The sequence below is a fragment of the Paenibacillus rhizoplanae genome (assembly GCF_042684125.1).
Lineage (GTDB): Bacteria > Bacillota > Bacilli > Paenibacillales > Paenibacillaceae > Paenibacillus_AQ > Paenibacillus_AQ rhizoplanae.
Window position 1 is genome coordinate 423,972 of record NZ_JBHUKY010000033.1, and the last position, 24,999, is coordinate 448,970.

The 24,999-nt window shown below is 53.3% G+C and carries 22 protein-coding genes; 4 read left to right on the plus strand and 18 right to left on the minus strand.

All coding sequences use genetic code 11. The features are described 5' to 3' along the window. Positions 1-28 precede the first annotated feature (28 nt). From hisS to ACFSX3_RS20705, 6 genes are all read right to left on the minus strand, one after another. Positions 29-1,288, minus strand: a complete 1,260-nt coding sequence (hisS, locus tag ACFSX3_RS20680) for a histidine--tRNA ligase (protein WP_209994232.1) — start codon at positions 1,286-1,288, stop codon at positions 29-31. A 934-nt stretch (positions 1,289-2,222) separates the two neighbouring features. Continuing rightward, entirely contained in the window at positions 2,223-2,684 is a 462-nt protein-coding gene (locus ACFSX3_RS20685) for a hypothetical protein (RefSeq protein ID WP_209994231.1), read from the minus strand. Positions 2,685-2,734: 50 nt separating this feature from the next. Continuing rightward, a complete protein-coding gene (locus ACFSX3_RS20690) occupies positions 2,735-3,241 on the minus strand; it encodes a type 1 glutamine amidotransferase domain-containing protein (protein WP_209994230.1) in 507 nt (168 codons plus the stop codon). A gap of 193 nt (positions 3,242-3,434) precedes the next feature. Beyond that, complete coding sequence (locus ACFSX3_RS20695; protein WP_209994229.1) at positions 3,435-3,590, minus strand: hypothetical protein; 156 nt, start codon at positions 3,588-3,590, stop codon at positions 3,435-3,437. 162 nt (positions 3,591-3,752) lie between these two features. Continuing rightward, on the minus strand, positions 3,753-4,196 hold the full coding sequence (gene dtd / locus ACFSX3_RS20700; RefSeq protein ID WP_036690534.1) for a D-aminoacyl-tRNA deacylase: 444 nt from the start codon (positions 4,194-4,196) through the stop codon (positions 3,753-3,755). Positions 4,197-4,224: 28 nt separating this feature from the next. Beyond that, complete coding sequence (locus ACFSX3_RS20705) at positions 4,225-6,405, minus strand: RelA/SpoT family protein (RefSeq protein ID WP_209994228.1); 2,181 nt, start codon at positions 6,403-6,405, stop codon at positions 4,225-4,227. 317 nt (positions 6,406-6,722) lie between these two features. Between ACFSX3_RS20705 and uraA the strand changes: the two genes are divergently transcribed. Then, on the plus strand, positions 6,723-8,033 hold the full coding sequence (uraA, locus tag ACFSX3_RS20710; RefSeq protein ID WP_209994227.1) for a uracil permease: 1,311 nt from the start codon (positions 6,723-6,725) through the stop codon (positions 8,031-8,033). A 96-nt stretch (positions 8,034-8,129) separates the two neighbouring features. On the opposite strand, the gene ACFSX3_RS20715 is transcribed toward uraA, so the two are convergent. The 6 genes from ACFSX3_RS20715 to ACFSX3_RS20740 form a co-directional block, all read right to left on the minus strand. After that, positions 8,130-8,648 carry an adenine phosphoribosyltransferase gene (locus ACFSX3_RS20715; RefSeq protein ID WP_209994239.1) on the minus strand — a complete coding sequence of 173 codons (519 nt, stop codon included), beginning with the start codon at positions 8,646-8,648 and terminating at the stop codon, positions 8,130-8,132. A gap of 82 nt (positions 8,649-8,730) precedes the next feature. Then, a complete protein-coding gene (gene recJ, locus ACFSX3_RS20720) occupies positions 8,731-11,133 on the minus strand; it encodes a single-stranded-DNA-specific exonuclease RecJ (RefSeq protein ID WP_209994226.1) in 2,403 nt (800 codons plus the stop codon). A 29-nt stretch (positions 11,134-11,162) separates the two neighbouring features. Next, positions 11,163-12,128 (minus strand): cation diffusion facilitator family transporter, encoded by a 966-nt coding sequence (locus ACFSX3_RS20725; RefSeq protein ID WP_209994225.1) that lies wholly within the window; start codon positions 12,126-12,128, stop codon positions 11,163-11,165. 129 nt (positions 12,129-12,257) lie between these two features. Beyond that, complete coding sequence (secF, locus tag ACFSX3_RS20730; RefSeq protein ID WP_209994224.1) at positions 12,258-13,157, minus strand: protein translocase subunit SecF; 900 nt, start codon at positions 13,155-13,157, stop codon at positions 12,258-12,260. Beyond that, positions 13,147-14,400: a protein translocase subunit SecD gene (gene secD / locus ACFSX3_RS20735; protein WP_209994223.1), complete on the minus strand. Its 1,254-nt coding sequence runs from the start codon at positions 14,398-14,400 to the stop codon at positions 13,147-13,149. Before secD ends, secF begins: the two co-directional genes overlap by 11 nt. Positions 14,401-14,632: 232 nt before the next feature. After that, positions 14,633-14,884, minus strand: a complete 252-nt coding sequence (locus ACFSX3_RS20740) for a post-transcriptional regulator (protein WP_036690543.1) — start codon at positions 14,882-14,884, stop codon at positions 14,633-14,635. A 214-nt stretch (positions 14,885-15,098) separates the two neighbouring features. Here ACFSX3_RS20740 and spoVB point away from each other — a divergent pair, with 214 nt between their 5' ends. Then, entirely contained in the window at positions 15,099-16,700 is a 1,602-nt protein-coding gene (gene spoVB / locus ACFSX3_RS20745; RefSeq protein ID WP_209994222.1) for a stage V sporulation protein B, read from the plus strand. On the opposite strand, the gene ACFSX3_RS20750 is transcribed toward spoVB, so the two are convergent. Then, positions 16,697-17,506: a YetF domain-containing protein gene (locus ACFSX3_RS20750; RefSeq protein ID WP_209994238.1), complete on the minus strand. Its 810-nt coding sequence runs from the start codon at positions 17,504-17,506 to the stop codon at positions 16,697-16,699. The genes spoVB and ACFSX3_RS20750 overlap by 4 nt on opposite strands. Positions 17,507-17,705: 199 nt before the next feature. Between ACFSX3_RS20750 and ACFSX3_RS20755 the strand changes: the two genes are divergently transcribed. Together ACFSX3_RS20755 and ACFSX3_RS20760 are read left to right on the plus strand one after the other, a co-directional pair. Beyond that, a complete protein-coding gene (locus tag ACFSX3_RS20755) occupies positions 17,706-18,098 on the plus strand; it encodes a TIGR04086 family membrane protein (protein ID WP_209994221.1) in 393 nt (130 codons plus the stop codon). Between the two features lie 100 nt (positions 18,099-18,198). Further along, the gene (locus tag ACFSX3_RS20760) at positions 18,199-19,038 is read left to right on the plus strand and encodes a phosphatase PAP2 family protein (protein WP_379255467.1); all 840 of its coding nucleotides are present in this window, start codon (positions 18,199-18,201) and stop codon (positions 19,036-19,038) included. Between the two features lie 208 nt (positions 19,039-19,246). Here the strand turns inward: ACFSX3_RS20760 and yajC are convergent, their stop codons facing one another. The 5 genes from yajC to ruvB form a co-directional block, all read right to left on the minus strand. Further along, entirely contained in the window at positions 19,247-19,561 is a 315-nt protein-coding gene (yajC, locus tag ACFSX3_RS20765; RefSeq protein ID WP_036690550.1) for a preprotein translocase subunit YajC, read from the minus strand. Between the two features lie 50 nt (positions 19,562-19,611). Then, positions 19,612-20,748 carry a tRNA guanosine(34) transglycosylase Tgt gene (gene tgt, locus ACFSX3_RS20770; protein WP_209994219.1) on the minus strand — a complete coding sequence of 379 codons (1,137 nt, stop codon included), beginning with the start codon at positions 20,746-20,748 and terminating at the stop codon, positions 19,612-19,614. A 21-nt stretch (positions 20,749-20,769) separates the two neighbouring features. Continuing rightward, positions 20,770-21,798 carry a tRNA preQ1(34) S-adenosylmethionine ribosyltransferase-isomerase QueA gene (gene queA, locus ACFSX3_RS20775; protein WP_209994218.1) on the minus strand — a complete coding sequence of 343 codons (1,029 nt, stop codon included), beginning with the start codon at positions 21,796-21,798 and terminating at the stop codon, positions 20,770-20,772. Between the two features lie 17 nt (positions 21,799-21,815). Next, positions 21,816-23,918 carry a SpoIID/LytB domain-containing protein gene (locus ACFSX3_RS20780; RefSeq protein WP_209994217.1) on the minus strand — a complete coding sequence of 701 codons (2,103 nt, stop codon included), beginning with the start codon at positions 23,916-23,918 and terminating at the stop codon, positions 21,816-21,818. 73 nt (positions 23,919-23,991) lie between these two features. Beyond that, positions 23,992-24,999, minus strand: a complete 1,008-nt coding sequence (gene ruvB, locus ACFSX3_RS20785; RefSeq protein WP_209994216.1) for a Holliday junction branch migration DNA helicase RuvB — start codon at positions 24,997-24,999, stop codon at positions 23,992-23,994.

Genomic DNA, 24,999 nt, shown 5'->3' on the forward strand with positions numbered 1-24,999 from the left:
TTAAAATTACATATGCTCGCCTTTTCGCCTAATTCTGAATCAGCGCTTGCGCCAGCTCGTCCAGCTTCACAGTCCGCTGCTCGCCGGTCTCCATCGACTTCAGTGCGATGACGCCATTATTCAGCTCATCTTCGCCAAGAATCGCCGTATACCGGGCCGACATGCGGTCTGCCGACTTCATCTGTGCCTTCATCTTGCGTCCCAGGTAATCGCGCTCCGCAGAGAATCCAAGGCTGCGCAGACGGAACAGCTGCTTCGTGATTTCCAGATCTGCCGATTCGCCCAGTGCGACAAAATACACATCCAGCGGCTTCGCCGCTTCAAGCGTCACGCCCTGATTCTCCAGAATCAGCAGAATCCGCTCCAGGCCAATCCCGAACCCGATGCCCGGCTGATCCGGTCCGCCGATCTCTTCTACGAGACCGTTATACCGGCCGCCGCCGCCCACCGTGTCGATCGAGCCGATGCCTGCCGCTTTATACTCAAACGCTGTATGCGTGTAATAATCAAGGCCGCGTACCAGGCGGGGGTTAATGCTGTACTCCACACCCATCACATCCAAATGACCTTTAACCTTGGCAAAATGCTCCGTACACTCTTCATCCAGACTGTCTAGAATGGAAGGCGCTCCGCCGAACTTGTCCTGATCGACCTTGCAGTCCAGCACGCGCAGCGGGTTGCGTTCCATCCGCCGCTGGCAGTCACTGCACAGGCTCTCTCTCATCGGTCTCAGAAAATCCAGCAGCTTCTCGCGGTATGCTGCGCGGCTGGGTGCGTTGCCGACGGAATTCAGCTCCACCCGCACATCCTTCAGCCCCAGATCAATGTAGAACTGGTACCCGAGCGAGATGACTTCAGCATCAATCGCCGGGTCCACCGCGCCGAAGGCTTCGATGCCGAACTGATGAAACTGGCGGTATCTGCCGGCCTGCGGACGTTCATAACGGAACATCGGTCCGATATAATATAGCTTGCTGACATCCGGCTCCCCGTACAGCTTGTTCTGGACATAGGCGCGTACCACGCCTGCTGTCCCTTCGGGACGCAGCGCCAGATCGCGGTCGCCCTTGTCCTTGAAGGTATACATCTCACCTTCTACAATATCCGTTGTTTCACCGACTCCGCGCTCGAACAGCCCAGTGTGCTCGAACAGCGGGGTACGAATCTCCCGGTAATTGAAGCGGCGGCACAGCTCTCTTGCCTTGGCCTCCACTACCTGCCATTTCTCTACTGCACCCGGAAGTACATCCTGCGTACCTGTAGGTTTCTCGAATCTTTCTTTAGCCACAGTCTATCCCTCCTGAAAATAACCCCTAAAAACAGCAAAAAACCCCTCATCCCTGTTCAATTACAAACAGGGACGAGGGATTATCATAACCAATAATTCACCCGTGGTACCACCCACATTCCGGGCTTAGCAACTTGCTCTGCGTAAGCTCCGCTCTAAGCGGTTAACGCCCGCCTACGCGCAACCGGCTACTGACTGTAGGCATTCCTGCTGCCTGCGTTCGCCGTGCGTTCTCGGGGAGGTCATTCGTCCGTTCATCAACAGAATCCTTACAGCCGTGCGGATCAGCATGTGTCCTCCTTACCTGGACGACAGCCTTGATCTGCGGGATTCCTCTCTGGGGTTGTGGGTTACGGATTACTTGGTCCCGTCATCAAAACAATATAAACTTACCTATACTGTTAGATTCTACTGAACCACTGCGCTAAAGTCAAGGATTGAATAAAATAAGCTGCCACCAGCCGACGTTCCTTCAGCCAAGTGGACTGAGATTCCGCTATTGGGGCAAAAAATCCATAATCACGCGTTAACCGGACTCAGATTCCGTTATGCTACCAAATATGCCTCGTTAATCGCTCAAATTAACATAATAACTATGTTGCTTGTAATCCCCTAAAAACAAAAAAGTGACCTGCAGCCGATTGCTGCAGGTCCATCATCATATATTATAAAAAAGGGGGTCATGCTTCTATTATAAACACGCTATATTAAGGAATCATGAATGTAGTGTTACAGTTGCATTACAGAAAAGAAAGCGTTTCACCAATCCGTCCAAATCTCCGCTGTCATGCTCATCCATAGGTTACACCATCACTCTATTCCTGTCTACATCATCCTGCCGTCCTCCCTTTAGGCTGCATATAAAACAGCTCCAGCCTCTCCATAACGGAGGGCTGGAGCTGAAAGGATACCGGCGGCGATACCGCAGTCTTTTTTAATCAAAAATCTCCACATAAGCCTGCTTGCCGCGCAGAACCTCTACAACCTCGTTGTAATGATTCTCGGCTACCTTGAGATCCATGACATAGTGCAGGTGCTCCAGGTCACTGCTTGTCAGCTCTTCCCCTCTATGCACTTCGCCCTCCGTACGTACTTCATCGGCGCGTACTTCATCCGTACGTTTCAGATCATTATCTGTCACAACAGCCGGGACAATGGCCGCACCGGACCCCATACCCGTTGAACCTCCGGCAGCGTACACGCCCCCGGCACCTGTTGAAGCGGTATTAGTGGAGCCCAGCGGGATCAGAATGTTGCGCCGGTTATTTACTCCATTATCCAAAGGGTCCGTTAATGCTGATACCTCAATCCCCTCTACACCGTACGGAATCAAAGAAGTCTTAGCACCTTCCGCTGCATCTTCTGTACTGAAATAGGCCTGGATTCTTCTAGTCATTGTAAATCCCTCCCATAAAGTTATATTATGCCAAACGGGTTATGCATGTATTACAACACCTTAAGCAGCTCACGCACAAAAGCGGGCTCATCCTTGGGTGTGCGTGAAGTAATGTAATTGCCGTCTACGACGACCTCTTCATCCTTGAACTCCGCGCCGGCATTGATCAGATCATCCTTCAGCGGCGGGTAGGAGGTAAGCGTGCGGCCTTGCAGCAGTTCAGCGCTGATCAGAATCTGCGGGCCGTGGCAGATAGCGGCAATCGGCTTGCCTGCACGGTCAGCATCCTTCACGAATTGCAGAATATCCGGGTCAAGACGGAGATTCTCCGGCGAAGATCCGCCTGGAATGACTATTGCATCATACTCTGCGGCTGTGACCTCGCTGATTGCTTTATCGGCGGCATAGGATACGCTTCCTTGTTTGCCGAGCAGGGTCTCATTTTTCTTCAGACCGATGATTTCTGCCTGATGTCCTGCCTGTAGAACTTCTTCGTAAGGAACCTTCATTTCAGAATCTTCAAAGTCATTGGCGAGCAGAAAAGCTACTTTACTCATGAGATCCATATCTCCTCTCTAGGCTGCTGTCGTCTCGTCAATCTATTACCCTCATTCCCCCGCTTTATAACGAAGCCTAAGCAGTTCCCGTAAATTCTGTTCCGTCCCTAATGCCTCCGCGCCAAGTGGAAACGGCTTTGCCGTCCTTTAAGACGGTACCGTTTCAGCGAGAAATAGCCTACCTTCTCACCGGCTAGGTACGCGGCAAAAGACCGCGGCCTCTGCGCTGGAGCCCCTGCGGCTCCTTCGGGTCCCCGGCTTCCTTGGCTGTCGCTGAAGCTTCGGTCATCGACCCGGCCATATGGGCCTGAATCGTGTTCCACATCCATGCTTTTGGTGCTTGTCTCATTCTGTTTGCTCCCCGCACTTATGAATAATGGTGCATCATTCATAGTCTATCCAGCTAGGGCTGCTGCTATCCCGCTTGGCTAACTCGAAGCAAAAAGACCCCACCATGTGGAGTCCCGTGATGTATTTTTTACAGTTAAAGCTGCGTCTGCCGCATTAAGTCCTAACCCTTGCTGTCCAGCAACAGCGTAACCGGTCCCCAGTTGGTCAGGGCGACATCCATCATCGCTCCGAACACGCCGGTCTCTACCTGTAGCCCTCCGGCACGCAGCTCTTGGTTGAAGTAGTCGTAGAGCCGCTCAGCTTCAGCCGGAGCCGCGGCTGCCATGAAGTTGGGGCGTCTGCCCTTGCGGCAGTCCCCGTACAGCGTGAACTGGGAGACGGACAGGATGGCCCCGCCGGCCTCCGTCACACTATGGTTCATTTTACCGGCCGCATCCTCAAAAATCCGCAGTCCGGCAACCTTGTCCGCCAAATACTTGGCATCCTTCTCTGTATCCTCGTGGGTTACGCCGACCAGCAGCAGCAGGCCCTCTCCAATGGCTCCGGTTACTGCACCATCCACCGTCACACTGGAATTCTTGCAGCGCTGCACAACGACTCTCATCTCATCCTTCAGCTCCTTGCCTTAGCACCTACTGCATAATACGGTTAACGGTATACACATCCTTGACCCGCTTCACTTTGTCGACCACAGACTGCAGGTGATCGGTATTGCGGATCAGAATCGTCATATGGATCATCGCCATCTTGTTCTTGTCGGAGCGCCCGGTGACCGCTGAAATATTGGTCTTACTCTCCGATACCGCCTGCAGCACTTCATTCAGCAGCCCGTTGCGGTCGTGGCCGGTAATCTCAATATCGACGCTATAATTAGCCTCCATGCTGCCTTCCCACTCCACTTCAATCACGCGGGCTGCTTCCTCCCCGTCCATCTCGTTCGGAATGTTCGGACAATCCTCACGGTGTACCGATACGCCCCGTCCACGGGTCACATATCCGATGATATCGTCGCCCGGCACAGGATTACAACATCGTGCGAAGCGTACCAGCAGATTGTCGATCCCCTTGACACGGACCCCGTTGGTCGGCTGGTTGCGCTTCTCTCCGCTGGATTTGATCGCCTTCATCTCGGAGGTAAGCTCCAGATGGCCTGCGGCCTCCTCCTGGTCCTTACGCAGCTTCTCAGTCAGCTTGGAAGCGATCTGAGCAGCGGTAATCCCGCCGAAGCCGACCGCCGACAGCATATCCTCCACATCATTGAAGGCGAACTTCTTCGCAGCCTCGGACAATTTGTCCTCCGTCAGCCAGTCAGAGACCTCCACGTTCAGGCGCTTCAGCTCGCGTTCTATGGCCTCCCGGCCTTTCTCCACGTTCTCCTCGCGCTTCTCCTTCTTGAACCACTGCTTGATCTTGCTCCGCGCATGTGAGGACTGGGCAATCTTCAGCCAATCGCGGCTTGGACCGTACGAATTCTTCGAGGTCAGAATCTCCACGATATCCCCGGTCTTCAGCTTATGGTCAAGCGGAACAATACGCCCGTTCACCTTGGAGCCGATTGTCCGGTTCCCGACCTCGGTATGAATGCGGAACGCGAAATCCAGCGGCACCGAGCCGGCCGGCAGCTCCACTACCTCACCCTTAGGCGTGAATACGAAGACCAGATCGGAGAAAAAGTCCATTTTGAGCGATTCCACGAACTCTTCGGCATCCTTCGCTTCATGCTGCAGCTCCAGAATCTCGCGGAAGAACGGCATCCGGTTCTCGGGATTGACGTTGTTGCTGCTGCCCTCCTTATACGCCCAGTGGGCGGCGATCCCGAATTCGGCCGTGCGATGCATCTCCCAGGTGCGGATCTGGACCTCTGTCGGCTCTCCCCCCGGACCTACTACGGTTGTATGCAAAGACTGATACATGTTCGCCTTGGGCATAGCAATATAGTCCTTGAAACGGCCAGGCATCGGCTTCCAAAGCGTATGAATAATACCCAAAGTGGCATAACAATCCTTAATATTGTCGACGATAATGCGGATAGCCAGGAGATCATATATCTCGTTGAACTGTTTGTTCTTGGTGTTCATCTTGTTATAGACACTGTAGATGTGCTTCGGGCGTCCCGAGAGATCGCCTTCGATGCCCATTTCATCCAGCTTGGCGCGGATGCGGCCGATGACACTGTCAATGAACTGCTCGCGTTCTGCCCGTTTCTTGTGTACAAGATTGGCAATCCGGTAATACTGCTGCGGATTGAGGTAACGGAGCGCAATATCCTCCATCTCCCACTTGATCGCAGAGATCCCGAGCCGGTCCGCAATGGGACAAAAGATCTCCAGCGTCTCATAAGAAATCCGGCGCTGACTCTCTTCGGACTGGTATTTGAGCGTACGCATATTATGCAGACGGTCCGCCAGCTTAATCACGATCACCCGGATATCCTGGGCCATAGCGATGAACATCTTGCGGTAGTTCTCGTTCTGCTGCTCTTCCTTGGAGCGGAAGCGGATGCGTTCCAGCTTGGTCAGGCCGTCTACCAGCATCGCGCAGGTATCGCCGAATTGCGTGCGGATCTGCTCCAGAGACACCGTCGTATCTTCCACAACATCATGCAGCAGCGCAGCAATAATGGATATCACATCCATTTGCATATTGACGACAATATCTGCGACCGCCAGCGGATGCAGAATGTATGGCTCCCCCGATTTACGGACCTGCCCGTGATGAGCCTGATCGGCGAATTCATAAGCTTCACGGATGCGGAGAAGATCTTTTTCTTTTATATAGGCGCCAGCCTTTTCGGTTAATTGCTCTATGCCCATTCTCGTCGTATCCGTTTCCCTTCTATAATAAAATGAACCTGCAAGCATGCAGAATTTGCAGGTTCCATACGTTCCCGGCTGCATTACGCTCAGGTTAAAGTTGTCTATAATTATGACGCTTACGAGGGATTCCGTCAACACTTGCCATAGCGTGGCATTCCTGTCAGGTAAAGGGTCAAGAAAAGACAATTTTGTGGCACGGGTAAAAATGTTGTTGTAAAAACCCGCCGATCTATTTAATCTAGTAAAGGCGGTTTTTTATAAGAGAAGAATGGTCAAATCAAATCAAATTAGATCAGAAAGAGAAGTGAACTCCATTGCAACGCGAAATTCAAGTTAACGAAAGACTCCCCTGGGGCCCGGGCTTCCTCCTGAGTCTTCAGCATCTGTTCGCCATGTTCGGCAGCACCGTGCTTGTTCCCAACCTGTTCGGGGTAGATCCCGGCATGATCCTGCTGATGAACGGTATCGGCACCTTGCTCTACATACTGATCTGCCGCGGCAAAATCCCTGCCTATTTGGGTTCAAGCTTCGCCTTCATCTCTCCGGTCCTGCTTGTGCTGAAAGAACATGCCGGCGATCATGAGCGCGGATATTCGCTTGCACTGGGCGCTTTTATCGTGACTGGTGTTATATTCATTCTTGTGGCCTTAATTGTACGTTATGCCGGTACCGGCTGGATTGATATCGTCTTCCCTCCGGCAGTTATGGGAGCCATCGTAGCGACGATTGGACTGGAGCTAGTGCCTGTAGCCGCACGGATGGCCGGACTGATTGCTCCTGAGGGTGTAGCCAGCGCGGACTGGACGCCTGACGGCAAAGCCATTACCCTGTCGCTCGTCACGCTCGGTGTTACCGTACTCGGCTCCGTGCTGTTCCGCGGCTTCCCCAAAATCATTCATATCCTCATCGGTATCGTTACCGGTTACGTACTTGCTTATATATTGGGTCTGGTGAATACAAGCGCTATCTCTCAAGCAAGCTTCCTCTCCCATCCCACCATCATTACCCCATCCTTCGACTGGCAAGTGATCCTCACCATCATTCCTGTATCGCTTGTTGTCATTGTGGAGCATATCGGCCATCTGCTGGTCACCAGTAATATTGTCGGCAAGGACCTGACCAAAGATCCCGGACTGGACCGCTCGCTGATGGGTAACGGGATTTCTACGGTACTGTCAGGATTCATGGGTTCTACGCCTAATACCACTTATGGTGAAAATATTGGCGTTATGGCACTGACCAAGGTGTACTCGGTATATGTTATCGCCGGGGCTGCCGTCATCGCCATCGTGCTGTCGTTCTCCGGAACGTTCTCCTCAGTCATTGCCAACATTCCGCTGCCGGTTATGGGCGGTGTATCCCTGCTGCTGTTCGGTGTTATCGCGGCGTCGGGTCTACGTATCTTCGTCGAGCAAAAAGTCGATTTCTCCAAAGCCACCAACATGATTCTGGCTTCACTGGTACTGGTTGTAGGCATCAGCGGCATTTCGCTTAAGCTGGGCGGTGTAGAGCTGAAAGGGATGGCACTGGCGACTATTGTCGGAATGCTGCTCGCTTTGCTGTTCAAGATCATCGAAGTTCTCGGCTTGTCCAATGAACAGGAAGCTGACAAATCGGCACATTAAGTGACTCTCCTCTGTTAAAATATCAAAAAGCGGCCTGCTGTCTTCATTCGACAGCAGGCCGCTTTATATTTCCCGGGAAAAGTTACCCGGGGAGAATTAATCCTCGTAAGTCAACAAAGTCATGACTTCAACATTCGACAGCTTATCCCGTCCAGCCAGGGCTGTCAATTCAATCAGGAATGCAGCACCGACCACCTGGCCGCCAAGCTGCTCTACCAGGTTAACAGAAGTAGCAATCGTCCCGCCTGTAGCCAGCAGATCATCTGCAATCAGTACCTTCTGGCCCGGCTTGATCGCATCGGTATGCATAGCGAGAGTATCCTTGCCGTATTCCAGATCATAACCTACTTCGATTGTCTCATAAGGAAGCTTGCCGCTTTTGCGGATCGGCACGAAGCCTACACCCAGCGCATAAGCCAATGGAGCGCCCACTACAAAGCCGCGCGCCTCCGGTCCGGCAATGACGTCGATCTCCAGATGGGCCACCAGAGCTTTAAGCTCATCGATGGCTGCACGGTACGCAGCGCCGTCCTTCAGCAGCGTAGTAATATCTTTGAAGCTGATTCCAGCCTGGGGAAAATCCGGAATTACGCGAATATTGTTTTTGAAATCCAACATCATCATCTCCTAAAAGTAAGCGGGAAGCTTCCCCGCTGAAGTTACTCGAACCAAATGACCCGGGCAGCATGCGCAGCCGTTATGAGGCACCTAAACGATGCGACAGCATGAATTCCTGCAACTCACTGCGGCTGCCTTCCATGAAATACTGCTCCATCTCCGCTGTCTTGCCCAGTCTGACGAAATGCTCTGATGTGCTCAGACTCTTGGCGGCAGGCTGCGGGACAAAGGTGATTGTGCCGCCGCTGCGCTCAATGAAGTCAAGCTCATCGAATACATCCAGCATTCTGCTCACCATACGCACACCAAGCGCCGACTGGCGGCTGAGCCGCAGCAGCACTTCATGCTCAGGAGTTGGAGACGCAGCGATCGTGGCAATCCATTGATATAACGATTTGAAATGATCTCGCGTAGGAACCTGCAGCCGGTCACGCCCGTCGCGGATCGAATGCAGCAGGGCTATATTCTCCGTCTCGGGAAAAGCAGTGAACAGCGCTTCCAGCTGCTCCGGGGACTCCGGCATATCCAGCACACAGAGCAGCGACAGTCCCTCTTCGTCACGCGTACCCTCCGGCTGATGTACCGCCGAGATCCCGCCAGCCTCATCGTATACCCAGAGGGACATGCCCTTCAGATCACGCAGCGGCGTTGTCCAGCTGTTCTGGAAGACCGCTGCACTCTGGCCCAGTCTGCTGCCGCTATAGGTGCGGAGCAGCTCCTGAATATGTGCAGCCTGCTTGACGGCATCGGCTGCGCCCCGCAGATCGAACAGCTGCGCCTTCGGCACTGCAAGATCCTGCAGCATCAGCTGAGGCTTGCGCGAGCCGTTCCATTCATTGATGGACAGCTCTGCCAGTACATCCACGACTGTGCCGTCCGGAAGCAGCTCAGCCAAGGGACCTTTGCCAAAAGCCACAGCTTCAATCGTCAGCTTGTCCTGCTGGAGCACAAGCTTCAGGTGCTTGCCCTCCTGGCCCATCTTCCGTGTCTCCTTCACAACCGCACCGCGCAGAATGAATCTCGGCAGCGGATTGGCCATGCCGAACGGCGCCAGCCGCTCCAGCTCAAGCGCAGCCTGGAGGGTCAGATCCGCAATGGATACCTCACCGTCCGCAGCCGTAACAGCTACGAAGTCCTCCGGGGTCAGAATAGACGCAGCATAGCTATTTAGGGCCGCATCGAAGGCTTCCAGCTTGCCCTGCGGCAGACTCATCCCGGCAGCAGCCGGATGTCCTCCGAAGTGGTCCATCAGCCCGGCACATGAGGACAAGGCCGCATAGATATCGAGGCCCGGGATGGAGCGGGCAGAACCCTTGCACATCCCGGTCTCCGGATGAATGTCCAGAATAACGACCGGTCGGTAATACCGCTCCAGCAGCTTGGAGGCCACAATGCCGACTACGCCGACATTCCAGCCCTGGTCCGCCAGCACAATAATATCCGGCAGTCCGCTCCGGCTAATTCTCTCCTCCAGCTTGGCTGTGGCTTCGGTGACAATTCGCTCTACAACCAGCTGGCGTTCCTTGTTCAGCAGATCCAGCTCTCCGGCAAATTGTTCAGCCTCTGCCGCATCCTCCGTAGTCAGCAGTGTAACTGCCCGGCCTGCATGATCCAGCCTTCCGCTGGCATTAATGCGCGGAGCCATCCCGAAGGCGATATTCACCGCACTGACGGTGTTCATCGTAATCCCGCCCACCGAGAGCAGCGCCCGGATGCCCGGAAACGCCGAATTCCGCATGCTGCTGAGGCCTCTGCGCACCAGACTGCGGTTCTCGCCCAGCAGCGGCATCAGGTCCGCCACCGTACCGATGGCGGCAATCTCACACCATTCCTCCGGCACTTCGCTGCCCAGGAGCGCCTCAGCCAGCTTATAGGCCACCCCTACTCCGGCCAGACCCTTGAACGGATACGGGCAGTCCGGCAGCTTCGGGTTAATCAGAGCATACGCCTCAGGCAGCAGCTCCGGCGGCTCATGATGATCCGTGACAATAACATCAATACCCAGCTCAGTGGCATAGGCAATCTGATGATAGGCACTGATACCAGTATCCACCGTAATGACGAGAGATACACCCTGTTGGACCGCCCAGTCAAGCGCATGATTATGCAGTCCATAGCCTTCATTGGAGCGATGGGGAATATAAATGTCAAAGGAGGCCCCGAGATGACGCAACAGGTAGATCATCAGCGCCGTGCTGGATACCCCGTCTGCGTCATAATCACCGTACACCAGAATATGCTCTTCCTCTTGCAGTGCCTTTTGTATCCGCGGCACCGCTTCAGCCATTCCTTTGAGCAGGAATGGATCATGTCTATCTTCCGCTCCCCCATCCATAAATACCTGTGCCAGCTCAGCGGTATCCATGCCTCTTTGCACCAGCAGTGACGAAAGGAGCGGAGAAATAGAAAGGCTCCGGGCCAGTTCCGAAATACGCTCGGAATCGGCTGCCGGAGATTGCCATCTTGTTTTTGAATGAAGCAATACAGCTCACCTTTCTCTCACCTTGCAGACTACTGAAGCAGCGTGGGAATATCGTTGTCCACGAGCTCATGATTGCTTTTATAAGGATAACCCGGATCATACGGCACAACATCCATATGAACCTCACCAACATGAACGAACCGGTGCTGCAGCAGCTTCCGCGCACATTCCGAAATATCCTGAGCTTCCATCACGCTGATCCGCGGATTCACACTAATCTTAACATGCAGGTTGACATAATTGCCTTCCTCCAGCGCCCGGAGCTGCTCCACCTGGATGACTCCGTGTACCCGCTGAACCGTCTCAATGAAGCTGGCTGCTTCCTCGGAAGGAAGCTCCTGAATCTTCTTGCTGTATACAGAGGAAGCAATTAATGAATAGCCTTTGCGGAGAATCAGACATCCGGTCAGCAGAGCTGCGATTGGGTCCATGTAGAGCAGAGGATGCCAATTCAAGTATCCTCCTGTTATAGCCAGGGCAATCCCAATAAATACAGTTATAGACGTATACAGGCTGAACCGGTGGCTATCGGCATAAGCCGCATGACTGCCGTCGCCCTTTTTTTTGAAATAACGGTACTGGTATTGAAATACAGCCTCTTTGAACACAATGCACAGCAGGACAGCGGCAAGCGCTGACTCCTCCGGTGCCGACAGATGTCCCCTTGTCAAATCACGGATCGCCGAGAAAGCCACCTGCAGCCCGCCCATAATAATCAGCACAGAGAATAGAATAGCCGCCATCGGCTCCTTGCTTCCTTGCGCAGCCCGGCCGCGTTCTGCTGCGCCCGCAGCCTTGTTACTCTGCTTCAGGTTCCACGGAATCACCCCCGCCAGTCTGGCAGCGGCATCTGCTCCGGAATAGATTGCATCCCCCAACAATGCCTTGCTGCCTGACAGATAACCGATACTTCCCTTGGCTACAGCGAGTAGAACATCACTAAGGATTCCGGTCCAGGCAACGGATTGTTTCTGGAGTAATGGTTTGTCACTCATAACGAGGCCCTCCTTACCACTAGCAGGTAAACTCATGATGATGAAATCAAGTAATCAAGCAAGACATCCTGACCCGAAGATTCCGAAAAGCCGCGTCGCTACAGACGCGGCTTACAGAACAACCGGGTGTTAGACTTTGGCCGGGGCATTCACAGCCGGCTTCTGGCGCTTCTTCAGGAGCAGCCAGAGCGGACTTGCGATGAAGATGGATGAATAAGCTCCGAAGAGCAGACCGATAACCATGGCAAGTGAGAACATTCGAATCGACTCGCCGCCCATAATCAGCAGGAAGAATGCAGCAATAAATACAGTGAACGCTGTATACAGCGAACGCATAAGCGTCTGCGCCACACTCTTGTTGACCAGAATCTTCAGATCCTCATACGACTTCTGTTTGCCGAAGCGCAGGTTCTCGCGTATTCGGTCAAAGATAACGATGGTATCGTTAATCGAGTAACCGATAATGGTCAGCACCGCGACGATGAAGGTTATATCTACCTCCAGACGGAAGATCGAGAAGATCGCTACAACCATAAAGGCATCATGGAGCAGTGCTACAATAGATGCCAATGCAAAACGCCATTCAAAACGGATACTAACATAAATGATAATCCCGATACTGGCGAGCAGCACCGAATAGATCGCATTGCGGGCCAGTTCCTTGGCCATTTCGGTATCCACGGTGTTGATCTCAAAGGATGCCTTCTCATCAATCTTGTTGATTGACTTCTTAAGGGTCTCACTTTGTGCATCACTCAGCTCTTGATCATAGCGGATATTGACCCGCTTATCGCCGATCGTAATGGTTGGTTCATGCTCGATACCCGCACCCTTTAGGGCCGGCTGCAACTCAGCCAGTGTGACACTCCTCGAGAGTGCTACGTCCACATTGGACCCGGCCTTGAAGTCAACGCTGTAGTTCAGGCCGAAGGTTGCCAGAAAGACCAGACCCGCCACCGTAAGGGCAATCGAGAAGATATAGAAGAATTTACTTAAATGTACGAAATCAAGCTCTTTCTTAAAGCGCACTGATGTCACTCTCCTTTACCCCAAATTGCTTCGGCTTGTTGAGTGCGCCGGCTTTAACCAGCACTGTCAGCAGCCAGTGGGCAAAATAAAGGTTTGTTACGATACTAAGTACAATTTCCACGATCAGAATCAGTGCGAAGCCTTTGACCGCACCAGTACCGAAGGCGAACATGACAGCCGCTACGATAATCGTAGTGACATTCGCATCCATAACTGTACGGAAGGAGGTCTTGTTCCCTGCTTTGACGGAAGACATAATGCCTTTACCGCTGCGCATTTCTTCCCTGATCCGTTCATTAGTAATGATATTGGCATCGACGGCCATCCCTATACCCAGAATGAACGCGGCAATACCGGGAAGGGTCAATGTAAAGTCAGCCAAAACAAATACCAGAATCAGCAGCCACGTATGCAGGATCAGCGCGAAGCTGGCCAGTACGCCCGGAAGACGGTACATAAGCAGCATGAAGAGCAGAATAATCACTGAACCGATAATACCGGCTCTGACGGTCTCATCCAAGGATTGCTTGCCGAGGGTTGCCCCTACGCTCTGGGAATACTTCTCTGTCAGCTTAAGCGGCAACGCACCGAGGTTTATCGTATCGGCAATCTCACGGGCTTCATCCAGTGTATATCCCCCGGAGATCGAAGCTTTACCATCGGTCAGGACAGCTCGTACCGTTGGGGGTGCAGATAACAGGTTCTCATCCAGATAGATGGCAAGTTCCTTACCCAGCAGACGCTCGGTAATCTCTGCGAATTTCTTCTTGTCTTTGATAGAGATGCTGATTTCGGGACGGTTCAGTTGATCGCGCTGTACCTCTGCCGCACCTTCAACAAAGTCACTGCCTACCAGCTCAATCTTACTGAATACCCCGGCAGCATCCCCTTCCTTGGCACTGCGGAAGGTCAGAACTGCGGGTTCTTTCATTTTCTTGCGGACCTCTGCTTCGTCGGTAACACCTGCGATCTTCAGACGGATGCGGTCCGTACCTTCGGTGGTCACCTCAGGCTCGCTGGTTCCGAGTGCATTCGCCCGCTTCTCCAGGCTCTCTGCAGTCTTCTGCAGCGATGCGCGGGTCAGAGTTCCTCCCGTATCCATTGGCTCTGCGTGGTACAGAATTTCGAATCCGCCCTTAAGGTCAAGACCCAGACGGACTCTGTCCAGCAGCCCGGGAGTTGTAAATACCATGACGCCGGTTAGAACGACCACGGTAATGATAAAGCTCAACATTCTCTTCATGCTCTAGCTAGTTCCCCTTTCATTACATCAATATTCCTATTATAGCTACGTGCGAAATGACCGTCAATTCAGAAGGAATGACGGTGCCGGATTCACACAAAGAAACGGCAGGTTCTGCTGCAAAGCGAGGATACCTCCGTTTGATAGGACAAGTCTGAACACTCATTCCTTACTTTACTGCTTCCAGTACCCGTTTGCAAAAGAAAATCGTTCCTTTTGACAAATACTTCTCTTAATTCAATCCCCGATAGGCCGCCAGGGTCAGATAAGTCATATAACTGCCTGACTTGAGCGAATAGATGTCATTGACCAGCCGATGCAGGGGAGGTCTTCCCTCCTTGGCATAATTGCGGCTGATGCAATCCCAAATATCCTTACCGGTCACATATTCATAGCCGAGGAGCCGGAATTCCTCCGCTTTGCTGATGCACATGGCTTCGATATCTTCACTAAGCTCGTCATATCTCCATTGTTCCGATTCCACGTGCAGGCACCTCCAAAGATTCCTCAATTACGTATGCTCAGTGCTACGTATTCGACCTTGCGTTCACACTTTCCTGCTTTCAGTCAAAAAACTTGTCTATGGAATGCTTGTCATGGAGTAGGCCTGTACTGGCATATCCTTATACAAGCCTGGCTTGATATTAACGATAATTCACCTGCAGTTTCATCTCATATGTAGGAAGAAGGAGTGCCCTGTGAGGAAACAGACCTTTATACAAGGAACGATCATCCTGCTGTTCGCCGGTATCATTAACCGGATGCTTGGCTTCATTCCCCGGATTGCCCTGCCCCGGATTATCGGCGCTGAGGGGGTAGGTCTGTATCAGCTCGGATACCCGTTTTTCATTGTGCTCATTACGGTAATTACGGGCGGAATCCCGCTGGCGATTGCCAAGCTGGTCGCGGAAGCCGAAGGGGAGAACCGCCCGGAGCAGTCGCGCAAAATCCTGCAAACCGGCCTTGCCCTCAGCCTGTCGCTGGGCATTGTGTTCACCTTCGTGGCCCTGTTCAGCGCCTCCTGGGTCGCAAGCGTTCTTCTGACGGACCAGCGAGTCTATTATACGTTCGTCAGCATGACCCCCATGATCGCCATCGTCGCCGTCTCCTCCATCTACCGGGGGTACTTTCAGGGCAAGCAAAATATGATTCCCTCGGCGTTCTCTTCCGTGCTGGAGTCAATCATCCGGATCTTCTTCATGCTGTGGTTCTCCTGGCTGCTGCTGCCGAAGGGCATCGCCTTTGCGGCTGCGGGTGCGATGCTGGGTGTGACTGTGGGAGAGATCGCCGGAATGCTGGCCCTGCTGGGGCAATATTATTTTAACGACAAAAAAGACAGGTCTGAACTCCCGCCTTCCGTGGATACTACTATTCAGGATACACAGGGCAGTGACGGACGCGAGCCCGCGCAGACGACCACACCTGTCCTTAAACGCCTGATCGGCATTTCTGTGCCGGTAACCGCCGGACGCCTGATCGGCTCATTCTCTTACCTTCTGGAATCGATTATTACCGTACGCAGCCTCGCGCTTGCCGGAATCGCGGCTGCAGCCGCAACCGCACAATATGGTTCCTTGCAGGGAATGGTGATTCCGCTGCTGCTGCTGCCGGGTGTGCTCAGCTCCTCGCTGGCCGCTTCCCTCGTCCCCTCCTTATCCGAGGCCGCCGCCCGCAACGATCTGCCCACGATTCATAAAAGAATGCACCAAGCCCTGCGGCTCGCCATGGTCACCGGTGCCCCGTTTGCTGCCGTTATGTATATTCTTGCCGTACCGTTGTGTTCGTTAATGTACGGCAATGCAGCGGATACGGCACCTATGCTAAGGATGATGGCCCCGTTCGCTGTGTTTCTCTACGTCCAGGCTCCGCTTCAGGCTGCGCTTCAGGCTATGGACCGGCCGGGCAAGGCACTGATCAATACACTGATAGGAGCCATAGTCAAAATCCTGCTGATTCTCCTGCTGGCCTCCCGGCCCGAATACGGAATCCTGGGCGCCATCATCGCCATTATGGTCAACAGCTTACTTGTCACGCTTCTGCACGGCTACAGTGTAGTCAAGCTGACCGCCATGTCCTTGCGCTGGTCGGACCCGCTCAAAATCCTGGCCGCTACGGTCATCATGGCCGCCGGGATGTCGTATGTCTATACATCTGTTCCGATCTCCCCGTCGCAGTGGATACAATTCCTGGCAGCTGCTGCCTGCGGAATGGCCATCTATCTGAGCATCTGCCTGTTATCCGGGTTGATTTCCAGGCGAGATCTGGAGCGCGTCCCCTTTTTCAGACGCTGGCGCAGTTAAGTCAGCTTGTCCTTATTGGGTTTAATTGGGGCAATATAGAGCTCCCCCTTGTGATCAACCGAGCACAGGAAGACATCCCGGAAATCAGAGACACCCTTCTGCCGGATTTGGGTTCTAAGCCAGAACCGGTTCTTGCCGATCATCTCCAGATTGCCGTCCTGCACCTTCCCGTCCATAATCAGCGGAATCGGCAGTCCTTCATAACGGATCTTATGCTTCGGCAGCTTCACGGAAGCAGAGTCGCCGCCGGATAATGCGGAATCATCTGAATCCTGCTGGCTATCGCCGTTCTTCTCCTTCCGCTCTGCACCGGAGCTGCTGTTGCCCGACTGATTGGATGAAGTGACATTCTGGTTCTTCTCAATCACCGTTAACTGCCCGCTTGTCTCCAATATGGCGAACTCCACATCTGCCGGACTGACAATATTCTGCCCGCGCAGCTGCAGCAGCAGATCATCAATATTATACCGCTGCCTGCGCATCTCGCCCCGGTGAATCTTCCCGTCCGAGATCAGGATGCTGGGTCTTCCGTCCACCAGCAGCCGCAGCTTCCGGCTCTTCAGGCTGAGCTGTGCGACGATCACCTGAATCAGCACCAGGGTCGCCATAGGTACGACTCCGTCATAGATGGGGCGTTCGATATCTTCAATTACAAACACAGCGATCTCGGCGATCATAATCGAAATGGTCAGGTCAAATACAGACAGCTTGCCGATCTCCCGTTTGCCCATGATCCGCATGCACAGGAAAATGAAGATATACATCAGCACGGTCAGAAAGATATGGGTCGTAATATGCTGGAACATATTCTCTTCGCTCCCCTTCCGCTTCTCCCCCATAAGGCGGATTAATGTATCCCTATTCTGACCTGACCTCCAAGGGAACATTCGGAAAGCTGCTGCTTAATTACTGGTAAAAGTCATACCGCCCATTCTTGTACTATTGGGGCAAGCCTCCCCATACAATAATTAGTATCCGGTTAACAAACTTTTAGGGGGTTTTACCATGTCTCTGATCAGGCGTCTATTCTCATGGAAAATATCTAGTCCGGTATTATCGGGTTTAATCCGCTCGTTCCTGTGGATGATGCTCGGTGCGTTCATCCTCTCTCTCTTGCTCTGGGGCAGCGGACTGCAGGAACAGGACCTCACTATGTACACCTACATTGTGCACGGCGTGGCTGCCGCATTCGGAGGTTTAACCGCAGGCAGCAGGGCCGTCCGCAAAGGCTGGTACCAGGGCGCACTCACAGGCATGTTATACGGACTGGCTGTGCTGCTAATCGGATTTCTGGCGCTTGACAGTTCTCCGGGGGGAATGGACTTCCTGTGGGTTCTGGCAGCTGCAGGAATCAGCGCACTTGGAGGAATGTTTGGAGTTAATTTACAGAAATCCTAATTAATATAATTTTTCGAAAATTGAAACCTTCCCTTGAAAATATGGTACACTACCTATGTCTGACTTCACATGAGCGATTATCAAGGAGGCTTCGAATGCTTTGCTGTACCAATCCATGAATCTTGTAGTTGTATATACCGTTGCCATTGTTGTGATCCTAATCTGGATCGGCGCACGGCGCAATCCGCTGATGGCCTTAGTTGAAATCGGAAGAGAGCTGCTGCGGTCCTATAAATTCACACTCATTATTGTAGGAATGTTCAGCATTCTTGCCCTGAATAAATATGAGCTGCAGATCGAAGAGAAGATGCGGTTGACCGCAGATTACACAGGTTTTGTATTCGGCCTGGAGGGGCATTTCGTTCGGATAGTTCAAGAGCTGTTCTACGCACCTTGGCTGACCCCGGTTGTTGTCTTCTTCTATATCTTCATGCTGCAAGCCGTGCTGGCGGCCTCACTGGGGATCTATCTGCTGGACAACAATCGTGTGATCCTCTATGCGACCTGCTACACCATTATTTTAACGTATGCCATTGCTATTCCGTTCTATCTGTACTTTCCGGTTAACGAGGTGTGGTCCTATGCGCCCGCTGGGGTACGGTTCATCATGCTCGATGCTTTCCCGAAGTTTGAACAGGAATACCGGCCGCTGTCCGGCCTCAATAACTGCTTCCCGAGCCTGCATACCGCTATCTCCGTCTCTATGGCCCTGCTCGCTTACCGTTCCGGCAACCGCCGCTGGATGGTGATCAGTACAATCTCAGCCGTTATTATCGTTTTTGGAATCTTCTATCTCGGCATTCACTGGCTGACCGACATGATTGGCGGCACCTTGCTGGCTGTGCTGTCCACGGCTATCGCCGTACCGCTTGCCAAGCTTACCCTGCGCAGCGGGGAACAGGGTTTGAGAGTCCGGGGCCGGGTCACCAATTCACGGTAATTGCAATCATTTCTGCATATGAAAAGCATGAAAGCCTTATATATCAAGTGGAAACGGCATTGCCGTCCTTTAGAGGACGGCACACCGTTTCAGCGAGAAATAGAAGGATAATTTATCGTGTGCAACATATAAATTCTTATATTTTAAAAAAATCGGCGTTTTCTCCAAGGAGAAACGCCGATTTTTATGTAATTTGGTGCAGAGACAATTACATCTTGTCTTCTACTTCCACAACCGAGTGACTGATCGAACCACGGTCAAAGGTCAATCGGGTCACATCGTTAACCCGCAGTATAACAATGTCATCCGAAATCTCCATGATCGTTCCGTGCAGACCGCCGATGGTAACTACCTTATCGCCCTTCTTCAGCGATTTGAGCATTCCGTTGCGTGCCTTGGTCTTCTTCTGCTGCGGACGAATCAGCAGGAAGTAGAACACAACAAACATCAGTACAAAAGGACCTACAAGGCCCAGAATGCTGCCTCCGCCGCCTGAACCTGCTGCCATATAAAACTGTGACATATCATTTCCCCCCTTTCAAGAATAAACATGAACACTCCACTCCGTACGATCTAGAAGCCTTTTAGATTATCATATAATCCGTATTGTGCAAAAAACTCATCGCGAAAATCAAGCAGCCGATCTTCCATGATGGCTTCACGCACTTTACGCATCAAATCCAGCAGGAAGTGTAAGTTATGGTACGTTGTCAGCCGCAAGCCGAAGGTTTCGTCGGCCTTAATCAGATGACGCAGATAAGCGCGGGAATAATTCCGGCAAGTGTAGCAGGTACACTCCGGATCAAGCGGCCCGAAATCACGGGCATACTGCGCGTTGCGCACGACGAGTCTTCCCTGACTGGTCATCGTTGTTCCATTACGGGCAATACGGGTAGGCAGAACACAGTCGAACATGTCTATTCCGCGAATTGACCCTTCCAGCAGCGCGTCCGGTGAACCTACGCCCATCAAATAGCGCGGTTTCCCTTGCGGCAGCAGCGGAACCGTGTAATCCAGCACTTCATACATAAGCTGCTTGGACTCTCCGACGCTGAGTCCCCCAATAGCATACCCCGGGAAATCCATGGAAGTCAAATCAGCCGCGCTCTGGCGGCGGAGATCCTCATGCATGCCTCCCTGCACGATGGCGAACAGTCCCTGATCATTCGGACGGGCATGGCTTTTGAGACAACGTTCGGCCCAGCGGGTGGTACGTTCGAGCGATTTCTTCACATACTCATATTCTGCCGGGTAAGGCGGGCATTCATCGAAGGCCATCATAATATCGGAACCGAGGGCATTCTGAATCTCCATAGCCACTTCGGGAGACAGAAACTTCTTGTCCCCGTTCAGATGAGAGCGGAAATGAACCCCTTCTTCGGTGATCTTACGCATGTCGCTCAGGGAGAATACCTGGAAGCCGCCGCTGTCGGTTAAGATCGGGCGGTCCCAGTTCATGAACTTATGCAGGCCGCCCGCTTCGCCAATGATCTCATGACCCGGACGAAGGAACAGATGGTACGTATTGCTCAGAATGATCTGTGCTTCCATCTGCTTAAGCTCCTCAGGACTCATCGTCTTGACAGTAGCCTGGGTACCCACCGGCATGAAGGTCGGTGTGTCAATAACTCCGTGCGGGGTGTGGACTCTTCCGAGCCGTGCTCCGGATTGCTTACAAGTCTTAATGTGTTCGTAAGTGATTGCTGCCATTGGTTTAACCCTTCCTCTTGCTTAATAAATGAACATTGCATCGCCAAAGCTAAAGAACCGGTACTGCTGCTTAATCGCTTCTTCATACGCAGCGAGAATCAGCTCCCGGCCAGCCAAGGCGCTTACCAGCATGACCAAGGTTGACTTGGGCAGATGGAAATTGGTGATCAGTGCATTAACGACAGTGAATTCATAACCCGGATAGATAAAAATATCCGTCCAGCCGCTGCATGCCTCAATCGGCCCCCCTTGGCATTGTCTGCCTACGGTCTCCAGGGTCCGGCAGGAGGTTGTGCCTACAGCAATTATTCTTCCGCCTCTTGCTCGGGCTTCATTGAGCACATCAGCTGCTGCCTGGGACAGCTCGAAATACTCGGCATGCATGACATGCTCTTCCACCGTCTCGACAGACATTGGACGGAAGGTCCCCAGACCGACATGAAGTGTGATATAGGCGATATTCACACCAATGGCTGCAATCTGCTCCAGCAGCTCTGTGGTGAAATGCAGTCCGGCTGTCGGCGCTGCCGCCGAGCCTTCATGACGGGCATACACGGTCTGATACCGCTCACGGTCATCCAGGGTTTCCTTGATATAAGGAGGGAGCGGCATGGAGCCGAGCCTGTCCAGAATCTCCTGGAAAATCCCCTGATAGATGAAGCGGAGTGTCCGCCCGCCCATATCTGCCTCATCTTCAATCACGGCACGGAGCTCTTCGCTGAAGACAATGACCGCTCCGGTCTTCAGCTTCTTGCCGGGCTTCACCAGTGCCTCCCAGCGGTCCCCCTCCAGATTCTTAAGCAGCAGGACCTCCGCCTTGGCTCCGGTATCTTCCTTGACTCCGAACAGTCTGGCCGGAATAACCCGTGTATCATTAAGTACAAGTGTATCTCCCGGGCGGAACTGCCCCAGTATATCCTTGAAATGACCGTGGTCCAGTTGGCCGTTCTCCTTGTCTACCAGCAGCAGTCTGGATGAACTGCGGTCGGCAAGCGGAGTCTGGGCAATCAGCTCCTCGGGCAAATTGAAATCATAAAGTTCAACATTCATAATAGGATCTTCATTCCTTAATTCTTGATTATAGTAACGTTATTAAAATAGTGTTGCAATATTTGCTTATAATCATACCCTTTGTCGGCCATTCCCTTCACGCCCCATTGGGACATGCCGAGTCCGTGCCCGTAACCCCAGCCGATGAAATAGAAGCCCGTACTGCCGGTCACGACTCTGGAGGTCTGATCCGCGCCCATCACAACCGTTCCGCTGCCGCTGGACGTCACTTGGCCCGAAGCAGACAGCACTCCCGCTGAGCTTGAGCTGCCGATAGCAGCTGTAGAGCCGTCAGCGCCTAATACAGTATAACTTCCGGCAGGTACAATATCAAACAAGGTGCTGGGCAATCCCCCGAAGGAGGAACGGAAGAGATCCGGGTACTTCACCTGCAGGATCTGGCCGTTCGCCTTGACCTCCACCGCTCTTCCCGATGGTCCTCGCCGGGTAACCTCCAGAGTGGTTATAGAAGAAGGCAGAGTGCCGCTGGTCTTGCCGGCCAGGCTCTTCAGCAGCTCTGCCGAAGAATACGGACCCTTGATCCAGCTGTAGCTGCCGGATTCATAGACCTGATTCAGCACTACGGCGTTCTGGCCGGGATTCAGCTTGCCAGCGGGAGCAGCACTGCTGTCAACGACAGGCAGCGGCCGGATATTCACATCCTTGGTAGTAGCTGTGGCAATCGGGAGCCCTGCTGCTGTTTTGCTGCCTGTTAATTTGATATTATCTTCCCGGGCATAGCCGGCAACGCCGCTGTCCAGCAGTACATAATACCACTTCTTGGCCGAACCCACCGCAGCCACATCCTCTGCGCTGGCTACACTGGTATAGTTGCCGCCGCTGTTCCATACTTCCGTCGGGTCAGCCGTAACGCCGCCGCTGTTCGAGGAGAATACCGCCTCTACGACCTTTCCGCCGCTCTGCAGCAATTCACCTGCCGTTGCATCGACCGCCTTGATGATTGTGGGTGCTTCTGCACCGATTCCGTTATAGACCTGGCTGAGCGTCGTATCCACCACATTAGCAACATCGAAGCGGTTCCCCTGGGACAGCGCATAGCTGCGCGCCGCCACAGCCTGGGCCTTCAGCGCCTCTTCCGGCCAGCCGGAGGATACCTCTCCCCCCACTACCGCATACAGATATTGCTCCAGCGGAACTACGTTAATGACAGATAATGAACCATTCAGATTGCCAAGCTCCACATCGCCGCGGTAGATCCGCTTAGATCTCTCGGTAAGCATGATTCCTTTCTCATTGCCCGACAAGATGAACTTCGCGTCACTTCCGGATAACAGATAATGAAAGGCCTGGACTTCACTGCTGAAATCAAGCCCTGCGTCCATGCGGATAATTAATCCGGGTGCGCCAGGAGCCACAGGCGTCAGGGCAAGCTGAGGAAGCAGCGTTGCTGCCGAAGCAGAGACCGCCGCAAGCTCGCTGTCACTTGACGCCTCGCCTACCCATACCTCGGTACGCGCACTGCCGCCCTCACCGGATACGAATACCGGCCAGGCATCTAAGCCGGCAGTGGTCAGGCTGCTGACTACTGCCTGGGCCTCCTCCAGTGTAGCATAGGAGCCTGCAGACAGATGCTTGGTTCCGGCCACTACAGGAGTCTGCCCTTCGGGAATCGCCAGACCGGCTTTGAGGACTGCGTTCAGCCCGTTATTGGCTGCACTCTCACTGGCATAGCCTCCGGTATATAGCTGATATACCTTGGCGCCTCCTCTGGCAGCCATGAAGATCTGCGGCTTATTGGAAGAAGACTGGAGCTTCTTCGCCGCATCCGCAGCAGTCTGCCAGCTTGGTGTCTCCAATACCTTCACCCGGAACCCGTCCAGACTGACACGGACTTTGTTCTGGGCCGGAACCGACAATAATGGGCTGCCGCCGGCTGCCGGAAGCAGGCTGAAGCTCTGCTCGGATTGCAGGGTTACCAGCGGTACAGTAGATTTATATTTGCTGCCAATATCGGCATACAGTGCAACCCGGATCGACCCGCCGGAATCGGCGCGGGCGTGATCTGCCGGAATGAGCAGACTGCCTGCTGCAAGCAATGCAGCCAGCGCCCCCCGGCCCAGCAGCCCGATTCCTGTTGTTGTCCACTTCGCAAGTTTCATTGTAGGCCTCCTATAAATATTAATGATATAAACACGCACTTAGATGTTGTACTATGGACAGGATTCTCAGCAATCAGTTCTGTTGCGGAGGAAGAGGAAGGCCAAGATGGTGGTACGCCGCAGGCGTAACAATGCGCCCGCGCGGCGTACGCTGCAGGAAACCAATCTGCAGCAGATAGGGCTCATATACATCCTCAATGGTCTGGCTCTCTTCGCCTATTGTAGCGGCGATAGTATCCAGCCCGACAGGCCCGCCCCGAAAAGAGCTGATCATGGATTGCAGCATCTTATGGTCGATGTTGTCCAGTCCCCGGGGGTCCACCTGCAGCATCTTCAGCGATTCGGCTGCAATCTCCGGAGTGATGATTCCGTCGCCACGGACCTGGGCGTAATCGCGTACCCGCTTCAGAAGACGGTTGGCAATCCGGGGTGTCCCCCGGGCCCGCAGGGCAATCTCTTCCGCAGCATCGCCCAGAATCTCGATGCCCAGCAATTCGGCGTTGCGGGCCACGATGAAGCTCAGTTCATCGATGGTGTAGTACTCCAGCCGGCTGACCACTCCGAAGCGGTCACGCAGCGGAGCAGACAGCAGTCCCGCGCGTGTCGTTGCCCCAATTAGTGTGAAGGGCGGCAGGTCGAGCCGAACCGACCGTGCGCTCGGCCCCTTGCCGATCATAATATCCAGCGCGAAATCCTCCATCGCCGGATACATGACCTCCTCCACCGTCCGGTGCAGACGGTGAATCTCGTCAATGAACAGCACATCACCTTCCTGAAGGTTGGTCAGCAGCGCTGCCAGATCACCGGGCCGCTCAATCGCCGGGCCGGAGGTGGTCCGCAGATTAACGCCCAGCTCATTGGCGATAATATTGGCCAGCGTCGTCTTACCGAGACCCGGAGGCCCGTACAGCAGCACATGATCCAGTGCTTCACTGCGCATCTTGGCCGCTTCAATATATATTTTCAGGTTCTCTTTCACCTGGTTCTGGCCGATATATTCACCCAGATAACGGGGGCGCAGACTTAATTCCACCGCCTGCTCGTCCATCATCAGATTAGCCGATATAATCCGGTCATCCAT